At 60.3% G+C, this 25378-nt stretch carries 19 protein-coding genes and 1 pseudogene; 8 read left to right on the forward strand and 12 right to left on the reverse strand.

Going from position 1 to position 25378, the window contains the following annotated elements:
* Nucleotides 1-7: 7 nt before the first annotated feature.
* The 4 genes from ACEUKI_RS06270 to mraZ are packed head-to-tail and all read right to left on the reverse strand — an operon-like array spanning nucleotide 8 to nucleotide 3863.
* Nucleotides 8-1810 carry a peptidoglycan D,D-transpeptidase FtsI family protein gene (locus tag ACEUKI_RS06270; protein ID WP_374156618.1) on the reverse strand — a complete coding sequence of 601 codons (1803 nt, stop codon included), beginning with the start codon at nucleotides 1808-1810 and terminating at the stop codon, nucleotides 8-10.
* A complete protein-coding gene (locus ACEUKI_RS06275) occupies nucleotides 1807-2256 on the reverse strand; it encodes a hypothetical protein (protein WP_144169837.1) in 450 nt (149 codons plus the stop codon). The genes ACEUKI_RS06270 and ACEUKI_RS06275 overlap by 4 nt, the downstream gene beginning before the upstream one ends.
* Before the next feature lie 6 nt (nucleotides 2257-2262).
* The gene (gene rsmH / locus ACEUKI_RS06280; RefSeq protein ID WP_251848039.1) at nucleotides 2263-3342 is read right to left on the reverse strand and encodes a 16S rRNA (cytosine(1402)-N(4))-methyltransferase RsmH; all 1080 of its coding nucleotides are present in this window, start codon (nucleotides 3340-3342) and stop codon (nucleotides 2263-2265) included.
* Entirely contained in the window at nucleotides 3342-3863 is a 522-nt protein-coding gene (gene mraZ, locus ACEUKI_RS06285) for a division/cell wall cluster transcriptional repressor MraZ (protein WP_251848040.1), read from the reverse strand. The genes rsmH and mraZ overlap by 1 nt, the downstream gene beginning before the upstream one ends.
* A gap of 332 nt (nucleotides 3864-4195) precedes the next feature.
* Between mraZ and ACEUKI_RS06290 the strand changes: the two genes are divergently transcribed.
* Nucleotides 4196-6475, forward strand: a complete 2280-nt coding sequence (locus ACEUKI_RS06290) for an AAA family ATPase (protein ID WP_251848041.1) — start codon at nucleotides 4196-4198, stop codon at nucleotides 6473-6475.
* Between the two features lie 10 nt (nucleotides 6476-6485).
* Entirely contained in the window at nucleotides 6486-7685 is a 1200-nt protein-coding gene (gene serA / locus ACEUKI_RS06295; protein WP_144169834.1) for a phosphoglycerate dehydrogenase, read from the forward strand.
* A 134-nt stretch (nucleotides 7686-7819) separates the two neighbouring features.
* Here the strand turns inward: serA and nrdR are convergent, their stop codons facing one another.
* Both nrdR and ACEUKI_RS06305 read right to left on the reverse strand, forming a co-directional pair.
* Nucleotides 7820-8296, reverse strand: a complete 477-nt coding sequence (gene nrdR / locus ACEUKI_RS06300; protein ID WP_012577219.1) for a transcriptional regulator NrdR — start codon at nucleotides 8294-8296, stop codon at nucleotides 7820-7822.
* 16 nt (nucleotides 8297-8312) lie between these two features.
* A complete protein-coding gene (locus tag ACEUKI_RS06305; RefSeq protein WP_080784494.1) occupies nucleotides 8313-8663 on the reverse strand; it encodes a LysM peptidoglycan-binding domain-containing protein in 351 nt (116 codons plus the stop codon).
* A gap of 150 nt (nucleotides 8664-8813) precedes the next feature.
* Here ACEUKI_RS06305 and lexA point away from each other — a divergent pair, with 150 nt between their 5' ends.
* Entirely contained in the window at nucleotides 8814-9539 is a 726-nt protein-coding gene (gene lexA, locus ACEUKI_RS06310; RefSeq protein WP_007052535.1) for a transcriptional repressor LexA, read from the forward strand.
* A 165-nt stretch (nucleotides 9540-9704) separates the two neighbouring features.
* Nucleotides 9705-10643, forward strand: a complete 939-nt coding sequence (locus tag ACEUKI_RS06315; protein WP_144169426.1) for a cation diffusion facilitator family transporter — start codon at nucleotides 9705-9707, stop codon at nucleotides 10641-10643.
* Between the two features lie 257 nt (nucleotides 10644-10900).
* On the opposite strand, the gene ACEUKI_RS06320 is transcribed toward ACEUKI_RS06315, so the two are convergent.
* Entirely contained in the window at nucleotides 10901-11863 is a 963-nt protein-coding gene (locus tag ACEUKI_RS06320) for an L-lactate dehydrogenase (RefSeq protein WP_080784488.1), read from the reverse strand.
* A 180-nt stretch (nucleotides 11864-12043) separates the two neighbouring features.
* The gene (gene hflX, locus ACEUKI_RS06325; RefSeq protein ID WP_374156619.1) at nucleotides 12044-13549 is read right to left on the reverse strand and encodes a GTPase HflX; all 1506 of its coding nucleotides are present in this window, start codon (nucleotides 13547-13549) and stop codon (nucleotides 12044-12046) included.
* Nucleotides 13550-13707: 158 nt separating this feature from the next.
* On the opposite strand from hflX, the gene ACEUKI_RS06330 reads away from it, so the two are divergent.
* From ACEUKI_RS06330 to ACEUKI_RS06340, 3 genes are read left to right on the forward strand one after another with little or no spacing between them, the layout of a single operon-like run.
* Nucleotides 13708-14364, forward strand: a complete 657-nt coding sequence (locus tag ACEUKI_RS06330; RefSeq protein WP_080784484.1) for a class I SAM-dependent methyltransferase — start codon at nucleotides 13708-13710, stop codon at nucleotides 14362-14364.
* A complete protein-coding gene (locus ACEUKI_RS06335; RefSeq protein ID WP_115770059.1) occupies nucleotides 14354-18490 on the forward strand; it encodes a DUF3418 domain-containing protein in 4137 nt (1378 codons plus the stop codon). Before ACEUKI_RS06330 ends, ACEUKI_RS06335 begins: the two co-directional genes overlap by 11 nt.
* A complete protein-coding gene (locus ACEUKI_RS06340; protein ID WP_115770058.1) occupies nucleotides 18487-19458 on the forward strand; it encodes a hemagglutinin in 972 nt (323 codons plus the stop codon). Before ACEUKI_RS06335 ends, ACEUKI_RS06340 begins: the two co-directional genes overlap by 4 nt.
* Nucleotides 19459-19504: 46 nt before the next feature.
* Here the strand turns inward: ACEUKI_RS06340 and ACEUKI_RS06345 are convergent.
* Nucleotides 19505-20709: pseudogene (locus ACEUKI_RS06345) on the reverse strand (MFS transporter).
* Between the two features lie 189 nt (nucleotides 20710-20898).
* Nucleotides 20899-22236, reverse strand: coding sequence for a type I glutamate--ammonia ligase (gene glnA / locus ACEUKI_RS06350; RefSeq protein WP_080784474.1), 1338 nt, complete (start codon nucleotides 22234-22236; stop codon nucleotides 20899-20901).
* 148 nt (nucleotides 22237-22384) lie between these two features.
* Between glnA and ACEUKI_RS06355 the strand changes: the two genes are divergently transcribed.
* The gene (locus tag ACEUKI_RS06355) at nucleotides 22385-23818 is read left to right on the forward strand and encodes a DUF2252 domain-containing protein (protein ID WP_374156620.1); all 1434 of its coding nucleotides are present in this window, start codon (nucleotides 22385-22387) and stop codon (nucleotides 23816-23818) included.
* A gap of 103 nt (nucleotides 23819-23921) precedes the next feature.
* On the opposite strand, the gene priA is transcribed toward ACEUKI_RS06355, so the two are convergent.
* A complete protein-coding gene (priA, locus tag ACEUKI_RS06360; protein ID WP_115770056.1) occupies nucleotides 23922-24647 on the reverse strand; it encodes a bifunctional 1-(5-phosphoribosyl)-5-((5-phosphoribosylamino)methylideneamino)imidazole-4-carboxamide isomerase/phosphoribosylanthranilate isomerase PriA in 726 nt (241 codons plus the stop codon).
* A gap of 68 nt (nucleotides 24648-24715) precedes the next feature.
* Nucleotides 24716-25363 (reverse strand): imidazole glycerol phosphate synthase subunit HisH, encoded by a 648-nt coding sequence (gene hisH, locus ACEUKI_RS06365; protein WP_251848233.1) that lies wholly within the window; start codon nucleotides 25361-25363, stop codon nucleotides 24716-24718.
* Between the last annotated feature and the right edge of the window lie 15 nt (nucleotides 25364-25378).

Below are 25378 nucleotides of genomic sequence, written 5' to 3' on the forward strand. Positions count from 1 at the left end.
CTGATCCTTACCACGTGACTGGAATAGCATTTTTGCGTGGACTGGAGACAGGCACCTCGTATTTCTGCATAAGGAACTCACAAATCTGTGCGGAAACAGGGCCGGCCGTCAGACCGCCGAACACACCATTCGGATCCTTCAGCACCACGGTGACCGCATAGCGCGGGTTGTCCGCGGGAATCACCACGGAATAATCGGAGATAATGGACGAGAGCGTGCCATCCGAGCCCTGCACCTCTGCGGTACCGGACTTGGCGGCCATGCGGTAACCATCGACCTTGACGAACTTGTTGTAGCCTTCCGCCACTGATTCCATCGCATTCATCATGTCCGATGCGACCTTTTCATCCACCACGCGGGTGGCTTCGCCCTTCTTGGTCTCAGTGGTCTTGCCATTGGCATCGGTGGTTGATTTGATGATCGACTGCTGCTGCTTGACACCCTTGTTCGCGATGGTGGCCACCACGTTGTTGAGCTGCAGGGCGTTGACGGTGTAGCCCTGACCAAACAGGATGGTGTTGCGCGTACGCAGATCCCACGCCGAAGGGTTGGTGAGCAGACCGCTCGATTCACCGGGCAGGTTCAGTCCGGTCGGTTGTCCGATGCCGAATTTGGTCAGGTACTCGTAGCGTTGCTCATCCGGATAGTTCTCCCCGGCCATAATCATGCCGACGTTCGATGAGTTCTGCAGAATGCCGGCGAGCGTCCAGCGCTCAGTGCCATGGTCGAATGAGTCCTTGTAGGTCTGGCCCTCCTGCGTGATGTTGTCCGGGACCGACAATTGATCGCTCATCTTATGCAGTCCCATCTGCAGATAGCCGGACATGGAGATGACCTTGCCCACCGAACCAGGCTCGAAGGTTTCGGACACGGACCGAGACGGGCTCATCTTCGCCGCATCGGTACCAGCCTGTACTTCATCGCTATCGGCCAGTGCGAGAATCTCCCCGCTCTGGACATCCTGCACCACGGCGATCGCCCACGCTGCACCATACTTGGATTCGGCCTCCTTCAAGGCCTTTTTGACATACCATTGCACATCACGGTCAATGGTCAGGGTGACATCGTCGCCATTTTTGGCCGCCACCGATTCGGTCATGGTGCCGGGAATCTCTTCGCCGCCATTACCACGCTGGTAGGTTTCATGGCCATCGGTCCCGGTAAGCGTCTTGTTCTCGACCTGCTCGATGCCGGCGACGCCATCGCCGTTGTCGTTCACGCCGCCAAGCAGCGCGCCCATGAGATCGCCATCCGCATACAGTCGTTCACTGCTCAGCTCACCCCAGACAATACCGCCCAGGTGCAACGCCTCGATGCTGCGCTTGACCTGCGGAGTCACATCTTTCTTCAGAATCACATACTGCCCGGTACCGGACAGATCAGCGCCCAGTTCCATGGCGTTCATATCCAGGACTTTGGCCAGCAGTCGGCCCACGGCCGCCGCTCCGGTAGCGCCCACGGGTTTGCCGTCAATCTCGTGGCAGTAATCACGGGTGTTGTCATTGCAAGTAATCGGCTCGAACTCCTGTGCAGCCTCCGGATTGGCGACGATAGTATAACGCTCCACGCTTTGAGCGAGCACGGAGCCGTTGACGTCGAGGATACGCCCACGCTTGGCGCTCAACGTCACGGTCAGGGTGCGGTTAGCCGTGGCCGCTTGTGCGGTTTGACGGCCGCCGATGAGCTGGGTGGAGGCCAGCTGAATCACGCATGCCGACGCCACCAACGCCAATGCGGCGCCGATGGCGATGCATTTGAACGCGAAGGTCTTGACCTTGGCGAACTCTACGATGCGACGAATGGTGTTCACTGGGTTCCGCCTTTGTTGGACTGGTATCCGCTTAAGTCGATGGACACTGATCCCTGCTGCGGGACCATGCCCATGTCGCTGGCCTTGTCGGGCAGGTTCGCGACTAATTGACCGAGTTTGGCCTGATCGTCTTCGACATCTTGGGTAAGTCTGTTGATGTTGGTTTCGATCTGTGCCGCCTCAAACGAGTTCTGCACCATCTGGGTACGCAGCATCAGCGCGCCGAACAAGGTGCCGACGAGGAAGATCACTGCGATGGCCACGTGCACCAGCGGTGCGCTTCTTGTTCTGGTCCATTCGATGACCCGTCCGACGACATTGCCCTGCTTGTCTCCACGCGGGTTGGAGACCACCCGCAGCTCAGGTCGGGAGGAGGACTGATGCTTGGTGTGCGGCCGGTTCGAGGCCGGAGCCGCGTTCGATCGAATGCTACGTGCAGTTGCCATATGCTGTTATCCCCTCCTTGTACGAATTCGTGCTGTGTTTTTGGCTCTGCCCGGAGACGCGGAGCCTTGTATCTTGACGTCATTCAGGCCCTGCGCGGTTTGCGTAAAGCGTTTCCCCCATCGTGACGGAATCTCACGGCTGACTTCCACCGCCCGCAACCGCACCGAAGCCGATCTCGGGTTGGCTGCGATTTCATGTTCGTCGGCCTTGATGGCACCTCGCGTGAGATCCGTGAAAAACGGTTGGGCATCCGGCGGTATGACAGGCAGGCCAGTCGGAACATCCACTCGCAGTCCTTGTGCCATGAACGATTTGACGGTTTTGTCTTCGAGCGAATGATAGGACTCCACCACCAGTCGTCCCCCGACATGCAGTCGGTTCGCGGCTTGCGGCAATGCGGAGGCGAGCTTGTCCAATTCGCCGTTGACTTCAATGCGCAACGCCTGGAAGACGCGTTTGGCGGGATTGCCCGCCGGGCGGTGGGCTTGCGGCACCACTCCATCGACCAGACGGTTGAGCTGTGCAGTGGTGGTAAACGGCTCCTTGTCTCGACGCGCCACGATGGCGCGGGCGATCTGACGCGAGAAACGCTCTTCACCGTATTCCTTGAATATGCGGACCAGTTCCGCCGCATCATAGGTGGCAAGAATCCGTTCGGCCGTCAACGGCTGGCTGACGTCCATGCGCATATCCAGCGGCGCATCATGCGAATAGGAGAAGCCACGATCGGTTTCGTCGATCTGCAGGCTGGATAATCCCAGATCCATGAATACGGCGTCCACGCGTTCGATGTCTTGGTCCGCCAACACCTGATCGAGCTGATCGAAGGCGGCATGCACCGGAATGAATCGATCGGCGAGCCCCTCCCGTTCCATACGTTCGGTGGCCAGCCCCAGCGCTTCACTGTCACGGTCAATGCCGATGAGCCGAGCCTGAGGCGCGGCCTTGAGGAAGGCGATGGAATGGCCGGCAAGGCCCAGGGTGCAATCCACTGCGATGGCGTTCTCATGTTCCATGGCAGGTGCCATCAGGTTCACGCAATCGTCAAGCAATACCGGCAGATGAATATTCGCCACATCAACCATCAGAATTCCACCTCCGGCAACACATCGTCAGCAATATCGGAATATCCCTCTTCCTTCTCGGCGAGGTAGGACTCCCACGTGTCCTTATTCCACAGTTCGGCACGGGTGCCAACGCCGATCACCACGACGTCGGAACCCAGATTGGCGTAATCGCGCAGCATCTGCGGCACCAGCACGCGGCCCTGCTTGTCCGGCTGCTGGTCGACGGCACCGGAAAGGAACACACGCAGGTATTCGCGGGCGGTTTTGTTTCCCACCGACACACGCTGAATCTGCGAGGCGATACGTCGAAATTCATCGAACGGCAGCAGGTACACGCACCGTTCCTGGCCTCGGGCCATGACCAGGCCCTGCCCCAGCTGGGAGCGGAATTTGGCCGGAAGCGCCATACGGCCCTTGGCATCGATCTTCGGCGTATATGTGCCGAGAAGCAATGGCGGCAGACCAGCCATGAGATCGGTCATAGTGGTGGAGCCTTGTGCGTTGGCATCAGCGTCGCGAATCGTCTGATCGGCAACCATGGCTCCACCTCCTTCATCGTTACGTGGGATACACTTCGGCCAACTGGTTCACCACTCTACCCCACGATTCCCCATTTCTCCCCACTCATACACGATTTGCTCACCCTTTTAGGGCGATTACCGATGGATTGCGCGTGTCGGCCACGACTGTCGCACGAATGGACGCTCCGCACATCCAATCCACGTTGTGCACTCCACCGACCGAGCAGCATGGCGAATTCACGCTGAATTCACCTATTCCGGGTTGTCCGCATCACTGACGTAGGGGGTGTGCGGTAAATTTGAATGCCTTAAGTTTTTCTGCCCCACGGAAATGGAACGAAGAGGACAGCATGTCGAGTTACGCCTCCCAGCTGCATGAGGAGCAGCAGGCCGTCGATCGCGCCTATGGACGATTGGATGATCTGCGAGCCGAAATGTGGCAACGCCTGGACACCGTACGCGCCGCCGGCTCCCACGGATCCCCCACGCAACGCAGCGAACGAGACTCCTTTGCCACAATGTACGAAAACCGCCTCACGCAATTGCGCAGCGTTGAGGATCGGCTGGTGTTTGGCCGCCTCGATGCCAAGAACGGCGACCGTCATTACATCGGCCGCATCGGCCTGTCGAGCCCGGACCATGAGCCGATTCTGACCGACTGGCGTGCCGAAGCCGCACGTCCTTTCTATGAGGCGACCCCCTCCAATCACGGCGACATCGTGATGCGCAGGCATATCACCTTGAGTTTCCGCGAAGTCGTGGGCGTTGAGGATGAGGTGCTCGACGTGCATTCAGACCAGGTCGGCCAGGCGTCTTCCGCCGGCACATTGACCGGCGAGGGTGCGCTGCTGGCTTCGCTGAGCTCACGCCGCACCGGCAAGATGACCGATATCGTGGCCACCATTCAGGCCGAGCAGGACCGCATCATCCGTTCCGACATGAATCGCGCCGTGGTGGTGCAGGGCGGCCCCGGCACCGGCAAGACGGCCGTGGCGCTCCATCGCGCCGCCTACCTGCTGTACACGCACCGGCGCACGCTGGAACGTTCCGGCGTGCTGGTTGTTGGCCCCAGCTCGGCGTTCCTGCACTACATCGATCAGGTGCTACCCTCCTTGGGCGAGACCGGCGTGGTCTCACGCACCATCAGCGATCTGATTCCCGGCATCACCGCCACGGCGGTCGACTCCCCTTATGCAGCCAAGCTCAAGGGCGATCGACGCATGACCTCCGTAGTGGCCAATGCCATCGCCGCACGCGTGCGTGTTCCCGCTGTTCTGCCGACAGTAACCATTAGCGGCATTCAGGTACCGATGCTGGCCACTGATATCGAACAGGCGCAGGCGGACGCGAAGCGCACCCGGCAACCTCATAACAAGGCCCGCGAGACCTTTATCCGTTCGATGCTGACCAGCATGCAGAACCGTTATGCCGAACAGCTTGATTACACGCCGGATCAGGCGGAGCTGAACCGCGCGATGTCACTGCTTCGTATGAACGAGCAGGTTCGCAAGACCCTGAACCTGTGCTGGCTGCCGATGACCGCCCCATGGCTCATCGATCAGCTGTTCGCCCATCCCGAACGTCTGAAGTCTCTGGCTGGTTGGCTGACCGACAACGACATCGCGGCACTTGCCCGCCCCAAAGGCTCCCCGTTGACCCGCTCCGATATTCCGCTGCTCGACGAAGCAATGGATATGCTGGGCCCCGATCCCAAGACGGTGGCCCGCCAGTTTGCCGACGACGCACGTCGTGCCGCCGAAGAGCAGTATGCCAAAGACACGCTGGCCGCGACCGGTCTGGGTGGAGGCATCGTCTCCAGTCAGATGCTGCTCGACCAGATGAACGGGGACGACGCTGAGCTGACCGCGCAGCGGGCCGCGGCCGACCGTGAATGGGCCTACGGGCACATCGTGGTCGACGAAGCGCAGGAATTGACCGCCATGGACTGGCGTATGTTGATCCGCCGTTGCCCCTCCCGCTCGTTCACCATCGTGGGCGATGTGGCGCAGACTTCAGCGCTGGGTGGCACCCGACGCTGGAGCAAATCGATGAACCGCCTGTTCGGCGAAAGCCACTGGGATTTGAACGAGTTGACCATCAACTACCGTAATCCGCAGGAAGTTTCCGAACTTGCCTCACGATTTGCCGAGGAGGAAGGCCTCTACATCTCCACGGTCAATGCGGTGCGCACCATCCCCGATTCGGTGTCCCGCAATGTGGTGCCCGACATGTCGTCCTCGCTGGAAACGACGGCCGAGCAGGCGTCGCAGCTTGCCGAACAATTCGTTTCGGCAGACGGCACCGGCCGCATCGCCGTCATCTGTCCGGATGATCTCATCGCCCCGGTGCGTGATGCCGTGCGCCGCAAACTGGCCGACATTCTTGACCCGGCCGAATACGCGAGGCTCATCGAACAGCCCGAATGGGATGAGCAAATCAGCGTCTGCGGCACTGAAACGGTCAAGGGTCTGGAGTTCGATGCCGTCGTGGTGGTCGAGCCCGGTCTCATCGAGGATGACGCGCCGAGCCGCCTGGTCGCCGCCTCGGACCTGTACGTGGCAATGACCAGGCCGACCCAGAAACTGGTTATAGTTCGGACAAAAACAGACGAAAAGTCCCTGAACATCTAAGGTATGAAGCATGCCCAAAGCACTGTTATTGGAAAACATTCACCCCGATGCGGCCAAATCGCTGCGTGATCACGGCTTCGAAGTCGAGACCATGAAGGGAGCCCTGAGCGAGGACGAACTCATCGATGCGCTGGATGGCGTGGACTTGGTGGGCGTACGCTCCAAGACCAACGTCACAGCCCGCGTGCTGGATGCGCGTCCTACGCTAAGCGCCATCGGCTGCTTCTGCATCGGCACCAATCAGGTCGATCTGGCACATGCCGGCAAGCGCGGCATCGCCGTGTTCAACGCTCCCTACTCCAACACCCGTTCCGTGGTGGAATTGGTGATCTGCGACATCATCTGCTTGATGCGCCGCATTCCCGCACACACGCATCACATCAAGCATGGCCTGTGGGACAAGTCCGCTTCCGGTTCGCATGAAGTGCGCGGCAAGACCCTCGGCATCATCGGCTACGGCAACATCGGCTCCCAGCTGTCGGTACTGGCCGAGGCCCTCGGCATGCGCGTGGTGTTCTACGACATTGAGGAGAAACTGGCACTGGGCAACGCCCACCGTTGCGACACCCTCAACGAACTGCTGGAACAGTCCGATGCCGTGACCCTGCACGTGGATGGCCGCAAGTCGAACACCGGCTTCTTCGGCGAAGACCAATTCGCCCACATGAAGCAGGACGCGATTTTCATTAACCTTTCGCGCGGTTTCGTCGCCGATCTGGGAGCTCTGAAGCAGCACCTCGATTCCGGCCATCTGTCTGGCGCGGCGGTCGACGTGTTCCCCGTTGAACCGAAGAAGAGCGGAGATCCGTTCGAGACCTCACTGTCCAATGAAGACAATATGATTCTGACTCCTCATATTGGCGGCTCCACCTTGGAAGCTCAGGAATCCATCGGCCATTTCGTCTCTCAGCGTCTTGAGGATTACTGGTTCAAGGGTTCTACCTCCTTGTCCGTGAACCTACCGCAGATCAACCTCGGTGAGTGCAAGGGTGTGTGCCGTATCGCCCATCTGCACGACAATCTTCCTGGTGTGCTGGCTCATGTCAATCATGTGCTCGGCGAGGAGAACATCAACGTTTCCTTCCAGTCGCTGTCAACCGAAGGCGAACTTGGCTATGTGGTCACCGACGTGGCTCAAAAGCCCAGCGCCGCCACACTTGAAGCACTACGCAACATCGAAGGCACCATTCGCATGCGTGTCATCAGCTGACGCAGCTCATTCTCGATTGATATGAAAGAGACCCGTCGTCATGACGGGTCTTTTTCGTAAGTGCTGGGCTTCATGATTGGCTCGCACCATGGTTTGCGAATCACTCGCATATCACGGTGCATGGCTTTCGCATATTATTCACGCAAACCATCAATGGCGCTTTGGAAATCCTCCAGACCTGCAAAGTTCTGGTACACACTCGCGAATCGAAGGTACGCCACCACATCCAAGTCACGCAACGGTTTCAGGATGGCTTTGCCTACTTCATCTGAGGTGACTTCGGCAAGGCCTCGGGAGCGAAGATCCTCTTCGACTTTCTGTCCCAGCAGCTTCAGATCCTCTTCTCTGACCGGCCGCCCCTGACAAGCTTTGCGTACGCCGGAAATCACTTTGTCTCTGCTGAATGGCTCCACGCCACCCGAACGTTTAGTGACCAGCAGCATACTGGTTTCCACCGTGGTAAAACGCTTGTTGCATTTCGGGCATACGCGACGCCGACGGATGGAATGACCGTCATCGCTAATGCGCGTATCAATGACTTTGGTGTCGGGGTTCTGGCAAAAAGGACAATGCATGCTCCCCAGAATAACGTGTACGGGCGGAAAAACCATGCCGCTCGGGTTTCATTTACTCAACCGGAACAATAATGCGCTGCCCGGCCTGCAATGATCCGGACTCAAGATTATTCAACGCAATCAGCTCATCCACCGTTTCCGATACATCATGACCAGCAGGCGTGATAGCCGAAGCATATGACCAGAGCGTATCCCCCGGCCGCACGATATAACTGGTCACCTGCGTGGCTCCCGTATCCGATTGGGCCCGCTGAGCGGTAAGCGCGCCGAAACCACACCAGGCCAGCGCCAAGGCGACCATCACTGCGATAATCTTCCCACGCACATTCCGGCAGGACGTTCCAGCATGCTGCATAGCTACACGTGCGCTACGGGCCGGGGCCATCACCATTGAACCAGTCATCACGACCACCTCTCTCGAACAGATGTTCTATCGAACAACTGTTCTTATAATGGCACAAACGTTCGACGCGGTCAAGTCGAAACTCGAACAGATGTTTGATTTCACACGAACAACACGTTATGCTGGTGACATAACGAAAGGAGCCCTGACGTGAGCACCATTCCCTTCTCCCCCAAGCAGAAGCCAGACGAGTCCACCCTGACCGACCGCCAGCGCAAAGTGTTGGACGCCATTCGCACGCATATCGACGAACAAGGCTTCGCTCCCTCTTTCCGGGAAATCGGAAATGCCGCCGGGCTCAAAAGTCCGTCTTCGGTCAAGCATCAGCTACAAGTTTTGGAAGACAAGGGTTTCATCCGCATGAACGCGAACAAGGGTCGCGCCATCGAGGTGGTGGCAGGATCCGCCCCGAATGCCGAAAAGCCCTCCCAAGCCAGCGAAGAGGCAACCAGCACCAGTAATGTGGCGGAGATATACCAATTCCCCGCCGAAGCCATTGCCGAATCACACGATGTGCCGCTCGTTGGCCGTATTGCCGCCGGTGTGCCAATTACCGCCGAGCAGCATGTGGACGACGTCATGCGTCTGCCGGAACGGCTGACCGGCTCCGGCACCCTGTTCATGCTGGAAGTCCACGGCGATTCCATGGTGGATGCCGCTATCTGCGATGGCGACTATGTGGTGGTGCGCGAACAGAATTCCGCCGTCAACGGAGATATCGTCGCCGCTCTGCTGGATGACGAGGCCACGGTGAAGACCTTCCGCAAGGAAAACGGCCATGTCTGGCTGATGCCGCACAACCCCGCATACTCGCCCATCGACGGCACACATGCCACGATTATGGGCAAGGTGGTCACCGTGCTGCGCAAATTGTAGCCTGTTCGCCACCAGCTGATCAGCATGCACCGAATCGCGCTGGTCGTTCTATAGCCACGCACAGCTTACGAAACCCCGGCCTTGCGCCGGGGTTTCGTCGTATTCAGACCATATCGCAAATGGTATTGAGAAGCGGTTTCAACTCGATAGAGCGAAGGAGTACATATGGCTCATACCCATGCACCCGCACCATCCACATCCGTAAACCCTGCCGCGCACCAGCGTAGGCTGATTGCCACGTTGACCGTAACCGGTTCGGTCTTCCTCATCGAAGTGGTGTCGGCTGCCTTAACCGGCTCATTGGCCCTGCTGGTGGATGCCGGTCATATGCTCACCGACATGTCCGTGCTGGTGGCATCCACAATCACCGCCATACTGATGCGCCGCAAGCCCAACAACACTCGTACTTGGGGCTGGGCCAGGCTTGAGGTGCTCACCGCTGCCGCAGGTGCCGCGGTGCTGCTCGTCGTTGGCATCTATGCGTTGGTGGAGGCCGGCATGCGTCTGTTCGGCGGTTCCAAAGCGGAAATCGACGATATCGGCTTGCTGCTGTTCGTGGGCATTCTGGGTCTTGCCGCAAATATCATCTCGATTTTCATCCTTGCCTCGCAGCGCGAAGACAACATGAATATGAAGGCCGCGTTCCTCGAGGTGATGAATGACGCACTTGGCTCGGTGGCCGTGGTGGCCTCTGCCCTGGTAATGATCTCCACCGGATGGAATGGCTTCGACGCCGTGGCCGGTGCCGTCATCGCACTGATGATGATTCCGCGCGCCATCAAGTTGCTGCACAACGCGGTCAAGGTGCTGCTGGAGGAAACACCGGATGGACTTGACCTCGATAAGGTACGCGAACATCTGGAAGACGTGCCGCATGTGCTTGCCGTGCATGACCTCCACGCCAGCACGGTGTCCACCGGTATGCCGATTCTGATGGCCCACGTGGTAGTCGACAAAGACCTCAGCATGGAAGATGCCGCCACAATCCTCACCCAACTGCAGGATTGCCTGCGCGAGCACTTCCCGGTCTCGGTCCCCCACACCACCTTCCAGCTCGAGCCCGAGGGCTATAGCTCCCCCTCCTCCAACGAACTCCACGATTGATGCTCTGTGGAGCGTCCTCCGCGTTGCTCCTCGGTCGACAACCAGTCCGTCGCAACACAGCTGCTCCCCTCGGTGCGCCTAGAGGCCGCACGCACAGAACATCATTCGTGCGAATAAAAAATGCTCCCAACGGGAGCATTCAGCAGGGTATGAAAAACGCTGTACGTGTGCGATTTTCGTGCCACACAAGGTGAAGGCCTACAAAGGTAGGTCGAGCCTTGTGCGGTGCGAAGGGCGCTCCGTACAGCGATTTTTTATCAGAAGCCGAACTGGGCGGCGGTTTCCTTCAGCGTCTCGGCAGAGCGCTTCAGAGCGGCGAGCTCCTTGTCGGAGACCGGGGTGTTGATGGTGTTGTTGACGCCCTGACGGTTGAGGAGGGTCGGCACGGACATGCAGATGTCGGAGATGCCGTGGAAGTCCTTGAGCATGGAGCTCACGGGCAGGATGCGGTTGGTGTCGTGCAGGACGGCTTCGATGATGTCGACGCCGGACATGCCGATGGCGTAGTTGGTGGCACCCTTACCGTTGATGATCTTGTAAGCGGCGTTCTTAACTTCCTGGTGGATCTCCTCGCGCTTGGCGGCGTCGAGCGGATCGTGGCCGGGCAGCGGGGTCCAGTCGCACATGGGGACGCCACCGATGGTGGCGGACTCCCACAGCGGGACTTCGGAGTCGCCGTGCTCGCCGGCGATGTAGGCATGCACGTTCTTGACGTTGACGCCGGTCTGCTGGGCAATCAGGAAGCGCAGACGAGCGGAGTCCAGGTTGGTGCCGGAACCGAAGATCTGGTTATCAGGCAGACCGGTGAGCTTCTGAGCCACGTGGGTAGCGATGTCGACCGGGTTGGTGATGAGCATGTAGATGGCGTTCGGAGCCACCTTGACCAGGTTCGGCATGATGGCCTTGAGGATGTTGACGGTAGCGCCAACGAGCTCAAGACGAGACTGACCCGGCTTCTGACGCGGACCAGCGGTGATGACGACCATGTCGGCGTCGCGGCAGATCTCGGGATCGTCGGAACCGTCGATGGACACGGTCGGGTAGAAGCTGGAGCCATGCTGCATGTCGAGCACTTCGGCTTCCACGCGCTCCTTGGCGATGTCTTCAAGCACGATCTCGCGAGCGATGCCACGCTGGGCAGCGGCGAAGGCGAGGGTGGAGCCAACGGCACCGGCACCAATAACAGCAAGCTTCGTGGGCTTAACGGTAGTTTCCGCCATGATGGATGAACCTCTCTTCAAAGGCGGTCTGCTGATGAATGGCAGGCCTTGTAACTAACGTCTTCACTCTATAAACCCGCTAAGACGTTTTGCTACCAGCACACCACCCTGTTTGATAACTGTATGGTAATGTTTTCAACGGTTGTTAGCGCTCACAAATATACTGTGACGTTTATCACGCTAGTCAATGGACTGTTCGACCACCTGAGCGGCAAGATGGGCGTCGACGTCCGCTTCAAGCTGTATGCCATCATCGCGGTACTCCACCTTGTCTACCTTGCCGTATTCGCGTACACGAGAGATCAGGGAGCCAGCGGTATACGGCAGCAGAGCGTTGACATGCACATGAGGGACCGGCAGCAGACTTTCGACCGCGGTACGCAGCTCGTACAATCCCTCACCGGTATAGGCGGAGACGATGAACGCATCTGGCTGCAGTGCAGCGAGTCGTTCACGAGTCGACTCGTCCGCCTGATCGGCCTTGTTGAATACGAGAATACGCGGAATCGAGGCCGTGCCTTCGATGTCCGCCAACACGTCATTGACCGCGTCAACCTGAGAGAACGGGTCAGGGTGGGAGCCATCGACCACGTGCAGGATCACGTCGGCCTCAGCCACCTCTTCCAGGGTGGATTTGAACGCCTCGACCAGCTGGGTGGGCAGGCGGCGCACGAAGCCGACCGTGTCCACGTAGGCGTAGGCGCGTCCGTCGCGGGTTTTGGTGCGGCGCACGGCCGTGTCCAATGTGGCGAACAGCGCGTTTTCCACCAGTTCGGACGAACCGGTCAGACGGTTGGTCAACGAGGATTTGCCGGCGTTCGTGTAGCCGACCACGGCCACTGTGGGCAGGCCGAAGCGACGGCGTGAACCGCGCTTGACCTCACGTGCCGGGGCCATCTCACGAATCTGACGGCGCAGTCTGGCGATACGCGTGCGAATTACACGACGGTCCATTTCGATTTTGGTCTCGCCCGGGCCTCGCGATCCGATGCCAGCATCCGCGCCGGCCGCGCGACCGCCGGCCTGACGGGACAGCGAACCACCCCAACCACGCAGTCGGGGCAGCATGTATTCGAGCTGCGCCAACTCCACCTGCGCCTTACCTCCACGCGAGGTGGCGTGCTGGGCGAAGATGTCCAGAATCACCGCGGTGCGATCCACCACCTTGACTTTGGCGGCGTCCTCCAATGCACGGCGCTGTGACGGCGGCAGGTCGTCGTCCACGATAATCGTATCGGCTTCCTCACGCGCCACGATGTCGGCAATCTCCTTGGCTTTGCCGGAACCAACGTACGTGGCTGCATCCGGCTTGGAGCGATGCTGCAGCAAACCATCGCATACCACCGCACCGGCGGTTTCGGCGAGCGCCGCCAACTCTCTCAATGATTCCTCGGCCTTGGCTTGCGTGGTGACGGCGGACGACCAGACGCCGACGAGCACCACACGTTCCAGACGCACCTTGCGGTATTCGACTTCGGTGACGTCCTGCAGCTCGCCGAGACCGGCGACATGCTTGAGCTCGTTGCGGGCCTCGCGCTCCTCCCATTCCTGGTTGGCGTCCTCATGCCAGCCGGTCGCGCGCTGGCTGTCGTCGAGCAGCACTTCGGACTGCCCGGCCAGCACACCTTCAGGGGTAACGTCGTTGTTGCCGCGGTCGATGTCGGTGTACTGGGTGTTGTCGGTCAAGTGCGCCTCGTTTGGTTGGAATGGTTCACGATTCTTCTATGGTCCTTTATTATCATCACATGAGGTGACATGCTGGCATAGATCGGCACGTACCGGCATAGGCCGGCTGATACAGGTCGGCATACGAGAGCGGCGAATCCCGCAGAAATGGAGCGACCATGGCAGAACAGTATTTCTCTGCGGAACCCGCATCGAAGGATGTGCGCCGCACATTGAACGTAACGTTGCGCGGCCATGAGGCGACCGCTCAGGTGTCGAACGGCGTGTTCTCCGGCTCACGTGTGGACCTCGGTACGTCGGTATTGCTGAAGCATGCGCCCGAGCCGCCGCTTACCGGCGATTTTCTGGATTTGGGCTGCGGCTGGGGCCCTATCGCCCTGACATTGGCGTTTGAGTCGCCCGAAGCGAACGTGTGGGCGGTGGATGTCAACGAGCGCGCGCTGGACCTGACCCATGCCAACGCACAGGCGAACGGCCGCACGAACATTCATACGGCTCAGGTGGACGAGTCCAGCACTCCCCTGCCTGCCGAGAACCAGCCGGCGTTCTGCGAGACGGTGCCGGGCGACCTCACGTTTGATGTGATTTGGTCGAACCCACCGATCCGAGTCGGCAAGGAAGCGCTGCATACATTGCTTATGGCTTGGCTGCCGAAGCTCGAGGTGGGCGGTGCCGCCTATCTCGTAGTGCAGAAGAATCTCGGTTCCGATTCGCTGATCCCCTGGCTGGACGATGCGCTCGGCGAGGGGTTCACTGCGAGCAAATACGCGAGCTCCAAGGGCTTCCGTATCATTGAAGTTCGTCATGAAATATGAGTATCCTGCAGAACTTCCCGTATCTGCCGCGCGTGATGAGATAGCCAGCGCGGTCAAACGTTCCCAAGTCGTTATTGTGTCCGGCCAGACCGGTTCGGGCAAAACCACACAGCTGCCGAAAATCCTGCTTGAGCTTGGCCGTGGCACGCACGGCAAGCAGATCGTGCACACCCAGCCTCGCCGTATCGCCGCACGCACGGTGGCCGAACGTATCGCCTCGGAGATGGGCGTGAAGCTCGGTGACGAGGTCGGTTATCAGGTGCGTTTCACCGACGAAAGCTCGCCCAGCACACGATTGAGGGTCGTGACCGACGGTATTCTGCTCGCCCAGATCCAGCGCGATCCGAAACTCACCCAATACGATACGATCATCATCGACGAGGCGCATGAGCGCAGTCTTAACATCGACTTTCTGCTCGGCTATCTGACGGCACTGCTGCCTCAGCGCCGCGATCTGAAGCTCATCATTACCTCCGCGACCATCGATTCGGTCAAGTTCCAGGAGCATTTCGAGCACGCCTTGCATGAGAAGGTGCCGGTAATCGAGGTTTCCGGCCGCACCTTCCCCGTGCAGGTGGTCTACGAGCCGCTTGGCACCGCGCCCGCGTTAATGCGCGAAGTGCCGGGATTCGCGGTGGGCGCCCGCCCCGGCGACGCCGATTACGACGAGCTGGCCAGCGCCATCGCGGAATCCGATTCCGACCGGCCCCGCGGCCGATCCGGCGTCTCCTATGCCGATGACGGCATCACCGATATGCCTACCGCCGTGGCTCGAGCCTGCGCCGAGCTGGTGATTCACTCCTCCCACGAGCGCGGCCCCCGCGATATTCTGGTCTTCGCCTCCGGCGAGCGCGACATCCACGAGTTCGAGGCCGCGCTGCGGCATCATTACGGCCCGCGCGCCGACGACATGCGCCGGCCGGATGCCATCGAGATCATGCCGCTGTTTGCGCGATTGTCCGCCGCCGACCAGCACAAGGTGTTCGAATCGCATTTGCATCAGCGCATCGTCATCGCCACCAATGTGGCTGAGACCTCGCTGACCGTGCCCGGTATCCGGTATGTAGTGGACCCCGGTTCCGCCCGTATCTCCCGGTATTCGAAGACCGCAAAGGTCCAGCGTCTGCCGATCGAACCGATCAGCCAGGCCAGTGCCGACCAGAGGTCCGGCCGATGCGGCCGTGTGGCCGACGGCATCGCGATCCGCCTGTATTCGCGTGAGGATTACGAGACCCGACCGCGCTTCACCGAGCCGGAAATCCTGCGTACCTCGCTGGGCGCCGTGGTGCTTCACATGCTGTCGGTGGGCGTGGCCCGCACGGCCGAGGACGTCACGAACTTCGGGTTCATCGATCCGCCGGATATGAAGGCCGTGTCGGACGGTTTCAATGAGCTCACCGAGCTCAAGGCCATCGGCCGCAAGCGCGGCGAGGTGACGCTCACCCATACCGGCCGTCAGCTGGCGCGCATCCCCATCGACGTGCGTCTGGGACGTATGGTTATCGAGGCCGCGAAAACCGGTTCGCCGAATCTTCTGGCCCAGGTGCTCGTGGTCGTGGCGTTCCTGAGCTTGCAGGACCCACGTGAACGCCCGGACGACAAGCGTGAGGATGCCGACCGTATCCACAACCGGTATGCGGATGAGACCTCCGACTTCCTGACGGCCCTGAATATCTGGGATCGCGTGTTCCAAGCAGACGGCGATCCGAGCAACAACGCGCTGCGCCGTATCTGCAAAACCGAGTATTTCAGCTGGCTGAGGATGCGCCAGTGGAAAGATCTCGTCTCCCAGCTACGCCAGATGTGCAAGGAGCTGAAGTTCAAGGTCGGCGACCCGCTGCCCACCTCCCGCCCAGGCTTGGAGATCCGCCAGCTGCCGTTGAACCAGCAGGCCGCGCATTCGCTGTGCTGCGCGTGGGATGCGGACGGCATCCACAAGTCGATGCTCGCCGGATTGCTGTCGATGATGGGCATGCAGGTGGTGCGCGAGCCCAAGGCCTCCGATTTCGCGGGGCTGACCGGTTCGGCGCGCGTCCGTGCGATGAAACGCGCCCAGAAGCAGTCGAAGAACGATTATCAGGGCGCACGCGGCACCCGTTTCGCCCTGTTCCCCGCTTCCGCCGTGGCCAAGAAGACCCCGTCATGGGTGATGAGCACCGAACTGGTGGAAACCTCTCGCCTGTGGGCCCGCTATTCGGCGGCCATCGACCCCGCGTGGGCCGAACCGTTGGCCGGCCAATTGACCCGCACCACGTATGCGGAGCCGCACTGGTCGGGTTCGCGTGGCTCGGCTGTGGCCACCGCGCGCGTGCTGCTGTATGGTCTGCCGATCGTACAGGACCGTGCCGTGCAGTGGGGACGCATCAATCCACTTGAGGCGCGCGACTTCCTGATTCGCCAGGGTCTGGTCGAGGGCGATATTCAGCAGCGTTTCAGTTACGACGACTTTGTGGGCAAAAACCGCGACATTCTCGAGGATGCCGCCGATGATGCGAGCCGCACCCGCCAGCTGGCGGATACCGTGTCCGACGAGGATCTGTTCGACTTCTACAACGCGGTCATTCCCAACGATGTGACCAGCGTGGCCGATCTGGCGAAATGGTGGAAGTCCGAGCATGACCGTCAGCCGAATCTGCTTGATTTCGACCCGGCCAAGGTGGAGCGTCTGGCATCCAGCGATTCGGTGAGTCTGGACGATTACCCCGACCATTGGCATACGACCGGATCGGACGGCCAACCCATCGACCTGCGTTTGAGCTACGTGTACGATCCGGCCGACCCGGCCGACGGCGTCACCGTGCATGTGCCGTTAAAGGCGCTCTCGCGTATCACGCCCGACCAGTTCACATGGAATGTGCCGGGCCTGTTGGATGAGCTGATCCTGTCGATGATCAAGGCGCTGCCCAAGCAGCTGCGCGTCCAGTTCGTGCCGGCCCCGGATGCCGCGCGTGCGATTCGTGACTGGATCGACGAGCATTACCCGGATCTGCCGGGCTCGGGCTCGCAGCAGAAGCCGAATCTGCCGCCGGTGGATGAGGATGGCACGACCGTTGGCTGGCCCGATCTGGCACATGTGTTCACCAAGGCGGCCATCGCCACCAAGGGTGCTCAGATTCATCCCGAAGTGTTGGGGCCGGAACTGGTCGAGCGTCTTTCCCCGTATCTCAGGGTCACGTTCTCGGTGGAGCAGCAACTGCCGGCCGGCAAGCATCCTCGTGGACGTCGGCATGCGCGCGGCCCCATCAAGGTGCTGGGTGTGTCCAAGGATCTGAAGGCGCTGCAACGCAAGTTCGCCGCGCAGGCGGAGGCGTCGGCCCGTCAAATGGTCAAGAAGCAGGCCGATCAGGCTGGAGAACAGGGCAAGCTGGTCAGTCAGGCGAACCTGTTGCATAAGGCGGGTGCCACCACCGAGTCCCGGGCCACGATGCTCTGGCGTGGCGCATTGGATGCGCTGCGGTTGCCGGCCGAACGCATTTCGTCGCGCTGGCTGGGTACCGAGGCGTTGATGCTGGCTTCTGCTCCGTACAAGTCCACCAAGGATCTGGTCGAAGACCTGCAGCTGGCCACGATCAAACGGCTGATGCCGAATGTCGACAGGCTCTCGGACGATGAGGCGTTGGCTAATGCGGTGCTCGACGTGCGCGAAGTGTACGAGGACACCGTCTATCAGGTGGCGCATGACGTGATCGCCGTGCTCAAGGCTTATGCCGAAGTCGACAAGGCCACTGGCGGCAAGGCTGATCTGCCAATGCTTTCGGTGTTGCAGTCGATTCGCGACCATATCGCCACGCTCATCTACCCCGGATTCATCGGGCGCACTCCCCCGGATGCGCTGAAGTCGTTGAGCCGATATTTGAGAGCCGATCTGAGCCGACTCAATAAGGCGAAAACCGATAAGAACCGTGACGTCAAGTGGGCCTGGCAGGCCGACGAGGCCCGTCAGGTGGTCGATAAGGCGTTGGCCCGTGCCAAGGCGGAGCCGGCCGGCCCGAAGCATGAGGCATTGATGAAGCAGGCCGAACAGGCCCGTTGGATGCTTGAAGAGTTCTACGTGTCCCTATGGGCGCAGGAGCTTGGCACCAAGGGGCCGGCTTCGCTCAACCGTATCAAGAAAGCGCTGGCGTGACCGAACGGCGAACAAGTCGTCAGGCCACACGCCAGCGCACGCGCAAGCCATCATCACAGCGTGGGCAAGTGCGCGGACGCCTCGGCAATCGGAAAAGGAAACGCAATCGTAGGCACGGTCCGATCAATGCTCTGAAGCGTTCCTGGCGTAAGGCGAACTGGCCGACCCGTATCAAGATGGTGCTGATTCCCACGGTGGCGGTGGTCGTTGTCGTAGCGCTGGTGGCCGGGCTGGTTCGTTTCACGAACTGGCGGGCACAGGTTCGCGCAGCCGAGGCGGCACAGCTGGAACTGACGCGAACATACGATTTCAATCCGGGCAATATTATTTCGGATGGTCAGTTCTTCAATGGTTCGGCGATGAGTCAGGCTGAAGTCCAATCGTTTTTGGATGCACAAGACGGCTCGCTGGCCGCGATGACCTTCGACACATCGAACGAGTCAGGCGAAGGCCTGTGCACGGACTATACGGGCAGCAAAGACGAGTCGGCGGCGGCAATCATCGGCCAGTCGGCCCGCGCCTGCAAGGTGAGTCAGAAAGTGCTGCTCACCGTGATGCAGAAGGAGCAGCATCTGGTCACCGCTGTCAATCCCAGCAACTACCAGCTCATGGCGGCGATGGGGCTGAACTGTCCGGATACCGCCGACTGCGATCCCACCTATGCCGGATTCTTTCGGCAGGTGTATGGCGCGGCCAAGCGGTACCGTTACTATCTCGAGCACGAGGAACAGTACGGATACATGGCGCACAGTCTCAACTACATCCAATATCATCCGAACGCGGCATGCGGCGGCGCGCAAGTGTATATCGAAAACAAGGCGACCGCCCTGCTCTACATCTATACGCCTTACCAGCCGAACATCGCCGCACTGGCCGCTGGCAACGGTACCGGCGATTCCTGCTCCAGTTATGGCAACCGCAACTTCGCGCTTATCTACACCAGCTGGTTCGGTTCGCCGCGAAGCTGATAACGGCAGCTGACCGGTCTTGTCCGATTGGGCTCAGCCAACACTGTCAGCGTTCGACGTATGGACGCAGCAGGGTCGTGGTGCCAACCGCCAGCAGCGCGCAAATCGCGCCGGTCGGGCCGAGCCAGGTCAAGCCAAGGAGGTCGTTGACCACGCCGCCGACCGCGGAACCGATGGCGATGCCGATGTTGAACGACATGGAATTCAGGGAGGCGGCCAGATTCACCGAACCGGGATGGGATTGGTAGGCCACATCCATGTACAGCACTTGGGAGGCGGAGTTCTGCAGGTACATGAGCATGCCGAGCACCACCAGCAGCAGTGCGCCGCCGACCGGCACCAGCGAGGCGAAAGCCAGCAGACACAGGCAGACGGCCTGCACGCAGTAGATCGGTCGAATGTGGGTCAATGGTTCCACGCCATGACCTTTGTCGGCCAGCTTGCCGCCGTACAGGTTGCTCCACAGGCAGGCACAGCCGTAAATCACCAAGCCGATGCTGATATAGCGTTCGGGCACACCGATTTCGTCGCGCATGATCGGCGAAAGATACGTGTAGAAGACGTAGGAGGCGGCTGCGCCGAAGACCACATCCGCCACACCGAGCTGGATGCGGCGGTCGAGGAACAGGCGGAATTGCCTCAGGAAACCGATCTTCGCCGGATGCGAATTACGTGGCAGAGACACTGCCATCGATGCCATCAGCACGGCGGTGAGCACCGAGACCAAGGCAAAGGTGACACGCCAGCCGAAAGTATCGGCCACCCAAGTGCCGGCCGGTGCGCCGACCACGGAAGCGATGGAGAAACCCGAGAATACCCAGGCAATGAACTTGGTGCGGTATTTGTCGGTGGTCACGTCGGGCGCGAAGGTCATGGAGATGGCCACCAGCGTGCCGGACACGGAGGCGATGAGCAGTCGGGGATGAGCAGCATCGGATAGTTCGGCGCGAAGGCGCACAGGATATTGCCGACGAGGAACACGCCCATCAACGTCAGATAGGTGAGAAAGCGCGGGAATCGGGCGGATAATGCGGATCCGAGCGGCGTGCAGGGCGCGTACACGAATGCGAAGATGGCCACCAGATTACCCACGGTCACTTCGGAGACCTTAAGTCCGGATGCGATGTCCGGCAAGATGCCCACTACCACGAATTCGCTCATGCCCAGCATGAAGCTGGCGAAGATCAGGATGGTGACCGGTAGATTGAAGAACCGGTCGGTGCGCGCGGTGTTCGCAGGTGCGTTCGTCATGGGTGCTTTCTTGAGTGCTCTCGCTCGTACTACAAGCTGATTCGTCAGTTACGTCAATCGTTCTTTCGTATCAACTCAGCGATAACACTATTCCCACCTCTGCCCGCCACCCACCACCACGACACGCCATAGAAAACCCCGCCGATGACCAATCATCGACGGGGTTCGGCACATGTGCAACGCTTGCGATTACAGCTTCGGCAGATACTTCTTCAGCTCGTAAGGCGTGACCTGCTGGTTGTACTCCTCCCATTCCTGGTGCTTGTTGTCCAGGAAGTAGCCGAAGGCGTGTTCGCCGAGCACGTCGGCCACGAAATCGGATTTCTCCATGATCTTCAGCGCCTCATCCAGCGAGCGCGGCAGCGGCTGAATGCCCATAGCCTGACGTTCGCCGTCGGTGAGCTCCCACACGTCATCACTGGTGGGTTCGCCCAGCTGCATCTGCTTATCGATGCCATCGAGACCGGCGGCCAGCAGCACCGAGTAGGCAAGGTATGGGTTGGCCACCGGGTCGAGCGCACGGAACTCCATGCGCGCGGAGTTGCCCTTGCCCGGCTTGTACTGCGGGATGCGCAGCAGCGCGGAACGGTTGTTGTGGCCCCAGCAGATGTAGCTTGGTGCCTCATTGCCGCCCCACAGGCGCTTGTACGAGTTGACGTACTGGTCGGTGACCGCGCAGATTTCGGCCGCATGGTACAGGATGCCGGCGGCGAACTGGCGGGCGGTCAGGGACATGTTGAACTCCTGACCGGCCTCGTAGAAGGCGTTGGAATCGCCTTCGAACAGGCTCAGGTGCGTGTGCATGCCGGAACCGGGCGCGTCGGCCAGGGGCTTGGGCATGAAGCTGGCGTGAATGCCACGCTCCAAGGAAATCTCCTTGACCACCGTACGGAATGTCATGATGTTGTCGGCCATGGTGAGCGCGTCCGCGTATCGCAGATCGATCTCGTTCTGGCCTGGCCCCGCCTCATGGTGCGAGTATTCCACCGAGATGCCCATTTGCTCGAGCATGTTCACGGTGGCGCGGCGGAAGTCCATGCCTGGGCTGCGCGGCACGTGGTCGAAGTAGCCGCCCTCGTCGATCGGGGTCGGGGCCTTGGACCAGTCGTCCTGGCTTTCGAACAGGTAGAACTCGATTTCCGGATGCACGTAGAACGTGAAGCCCTTGTCCTTGGCTTTGGCGAGCGTGCGCTTCAACACGTGACGTGGATCGCCGAGCGAAGGCTCGCCGTCCGGGGTCAGAATGTCGCAGAACATGCGGGCGGTACCTTGCGGGCCGCCGCGCCACGGCAGGACCTGGAACGTCGAAGGATCGGGTTGAACGATCATATCGTCTTCGGACACGCGGGTCATGCCCTCGATGGCGGAACCGTCGAAGCCGAGACCCTCCTCAAACGCGGCTTCCAGTTCGGCCGGAGCAATCGCCACGGACTTCAGTGTTCCCAACACGTCCGTGAACCACAGACGAATAAAGCGCACGTCGCGTTCTTCGACCGTGCGCAGCGCAAACTCCTGCTGTTTATCCATAGTCGCCTATCGTTCCATAACCGTGTTACGAGGGGCGTTAACATCTCACTGTTCGTCACCTGCGAGTCGCGAGATTTCATCAACATGCCCCGGTCCGCATGTCAGGCATGGTTCGGGCCCATGCCGGCACGGCACTATGGTAGTGACTATGAGCGAAGATCATCTCACCCCATCCGCCAATCCGCCCGTCGACGTGACCAGCTGGACGCAGGCCACCGACCCGCGCGACCGTTCGCGCGCCGGCATCGCCACTCGTGCCAAGGCGCCGCTGGACGCACATGCCATCTGGCAGGTCAAGGAGGGCCGGCGTGAGGCGATCAGCCTTTTGGAGGAGCAGTCCGCGATTCGCGTACCGGATCTGATTCCGCTGCGTTACAAGCGCATGAGCGTCAGCCCGTTCACCTTCTACCGGGGCACCGTGCTCATCATGACCAATGACCTGGCTTCCACGCCGGTCACTGGCATTCCGGTGCAGTGCGTGGGCGACGCGCATATCGGCAATTTCGGCATTTTCCGCTCCCCTTCCGCCCGTCTGGTGTTCGATATCAATGATTTCGACGAAACCGCTATCGGCCCGTGGGAATGGGATCTGAAGCGTCTCGCCGCCTCGGTGGAGATCTGCGGACGCGCCAACAAAATCAAGGAGAAGGACCGTCGCGCCGCCGTGGTCCAGTGTGTACACACGTACCGCACACGCATGAAGTGGTTCTCCGAAATGGATTACCTTGACGCGTGGTACGAGCACCTGGACGTGGAGGAGACGCTCGACCGCTTCGAGACCACCGGTTCCAAACGCAGCCGTGTGCTGCGCGAGGCGGCGATGAAGGCGCTGCTGAAGGATAACGACGCGGCGGCGGCCAAACTGTGCCGTTATGAGAGCGGCAAGCTCAGGTTCAAATCCAATCCGCCCGAGCTGGTGCCGATCAATCAGCTGGATGATTACGCCGACTTGGATGCGTTGCAGGCACGTATAGACACGCTGTTCGAGAGCTACCGGCATTCCCTGTACGACGATCGCCGTTGGGTGTTCGATCATTTGCGCTATCAGGACGCGGCCCGCAAGGTGGTGGGCGTGGGCTCGGTGGGCCAGCGCGCGTGGACGTCGGTGTGGATCGCGCGTGATATCGACGATCCGATGATGATTCAGATGAAGGAAGCCACGTATTCCGTGCTCGAGCATTACTGCGGCGCGTCGCCGTACGCCACGCACGGTGAGCGCGTGGTTCAGGGGCAGAAGCTGATTCAGAATACGGCCGATGCGCTGTTGGGTTGGTCGAGCTTTATGGCCGAGGATGGCCGACCGCGCGACTACTACGTACGCCAGTTGTGGAATGGCAAGGGGTCGATTGATATCGACAATCTCAACGCTTCGGGATTGAGCGATCTGTCACGCATGTGCGCATGGTCGTTGGCGCACGCCCACGCCCGCACCGGCGATTCGATTGCGATCGCCAATTACATGGGTGGCACCGACGAATTCGATCAGGCCATCGCCTCATTCGCCGTCAGCTACGCCGAACAGAATGATGAAGACTACGCCGTCTTCAAAAATCTCCTCAAATCCGGCGACCTCCCTTGCTGAGCCGTTAAGCGGACAGCCCAGTGGGCTGTCCGTAGGCGAGGCCTGAGTGAAGCGATAGCTGAGCGAAGGTAGATTAACAGTCTCGCTAAGGCGAGTCCTTTGCCTACTCCGCGACTGCGAGCGCTTCCTGGAGCGTGAACGCGCGTGCGTATAACGACTTGCCGAGGATGGCGGAATCGACGCCGATCTCGGCCAATTCCTTGATGGCGCGCAAATCGTCCAGCTTGGAGATACCACCGGAAGCCGTGACCTTGGCGTCGGTGCGTTCAGCGACTTCACGCAGCAATTGAATGTTCGGGCCGGACATCATGCCGTCCTTAGCCACGTCGGTGACCACGTAACGCGAGCAGCCCACGGAGTCAAGGAACTTCATGGTCTCGAACAGGTCGCCGCCTTCGCGCGTCCAGCCGCGCGCCGCCAGTGTGTGACCGCGCACATCCAGACCAACAGCCACGCGGTCGCCGTACTTCTTGATGACCGAGGCGGTCCAATCCGGATTCTCCAAAGCGGCGGTGCCGATGTTCACTCGGGCGGCACCGGCCTCAAGGGCCGCATCCAACGAGGCGTCATCGCGCACGCCGCCGGACAGTTCGATGTTCACGCGGTCGCCGAGCTCATGAACGATTTCACGCAGCTGATCGCGATTGTTGCCCGTACCGAAAGCGGCATCAAGGTCGACCAGGTGAATCCATTCGGCACCGGCCTCAACCCAAGTACGGGCGGCCTCGAACGGCGAACCGTAATCGGTTTCGGAACCGGATTCGCCTTGGCGCAGGCGCACGGCCTTGCCATCGCGTACATCGACGGCGGGCAGCAGAGTCAACGACATAAGAAAAGCCTTTCTTCAGTTACTTATACATAATTTGAGCTCCCTCGTCAGAGGGAGCTTCATGCTTTTTACAGCGTGGCGATCCAGTTCTTGAGGAGCTGGGAGCCAGCGTCCCCGGACTTTTCCGGGTGGAATTGCGTAGCGGACAGCGGGCCGTGTTCGTAGGCGGCCACAAAGCGCGACCGGCCGTACGAGCACCAGCTCACGCGTTCGGGCGAATCGCTCAGATCGATGTCGAAGCGGGACGTATCCGCCGGCTTCACTTCCATCGCGGCATAGGAGTGCACGAAGTAGAACCGTTCGTTCTCCACGCCGTTGAGCAGCACCGAATCGGGGGCGGCCTCGATCGTGTCCCATCCCATGTGAGGCACCACGTCGGCGTCCAGCAGGTTCACCGAACCGCCGATCAGCCCGATGCCCGCGGCATGGGCCCCGTGCTCCAGACCGTGTTCGAACATGATCTGCTCGCCCACGCACACGCCGAGCACCGGGCGGCCGGCGCGGATGCGATCATAGATCACACGGTCGCCGTCGACCTTCTTCAGTCCTTCCATGCATGCGGCGAACGCACCCACGCCCGGCACGACTAGGCCGTCGGCCTCCAGCGCCTGACGGTAATCGGAGGTGAGGGTGGTGTCGACGCCAAGATTGGCGAGCGCACGCACCATGGAGCGTACATTGCCGAAACCGTAATCGAAAACAACCGCTGTGGTCATATTCTCCCCTATCCC

It is taken from the genome of Bifidobacterium sp. 2450 (assembly GCF_041900695.1).
Lineage (GTDB): Bacteria > Actinomycetota > Actinomycetes > Actinomycetales > Bifidobacteriaceae > Bifidobacterium > Bifidobacterium longum.